Annotated in this window: 1 protein-coding gene; it reads right to left on the bottom strand. The window is 65.6% G+C overall.

The features are described 5' to 3' along the window. The coding region (locus tag AACY45_RS28185; RefSeq protein WP_339548749.1) for an SPFH domain-containing protein at positions 1–485 on the bottom strand (485 nt) is incomplete at both ends.

Here is a 485-nt window from a genome sequence, read left to right as displayed (position 1 = left end):
AGGAGCGGCAATGGCGGGGGACGGTGCCGACGGCACGCGGCGCATACCGGGCAATGGCAAATAGGGGACGACGCCGGGCGATTCGATGATCGTCTTGTCCGACTTGGACAGGACTTGCTCCATCGTGTCGTAATACATGCGGCGGCGCGTCACTTCGGGCGCGAGCTTATACTGCGCGTAGATCACGTCGAAGGCGGCGGCTTCACCCTGCGCCTTGGCCAGCACCTGCTGCGCATAACCACGCGCGCGGCCGATGTCGCTTTGCGCCTGTTGCTGCGCGGCTGAGACTTCCTTGAAGGCGTCCGCCACCTGCGCGGGAGCCTGAGCGCCCTTGATCGCGACGCCCTGGATGCGGATGCCCGCATTATAGCGATCGAGGATTTCCTGCATCGCCTGCTGGACCTTCACTTCCATCGCGGTGCGTCCGGCACCGATCGCTTCGTCGAGCGTGGCGGTGGCGACGACAGCGCGCATCGCGCTTTGCG

The sequence above is a fragment of the Pseudomonas sp. RA_35y_Pfl2_P32 genome (genome assembly GCF_963970735.1).
Classification (GTDB): domain Bacteria; phylum Pseudomonadota; class Gammaproteobacteria; order Pseudomonadales; family Pseudomonadaceae; genus Aquipseudomonas.
Note: the sequence above shows the minus strand (reverse complement) of the source record. Positions and strands in the feature narration are given on the sequence as shown.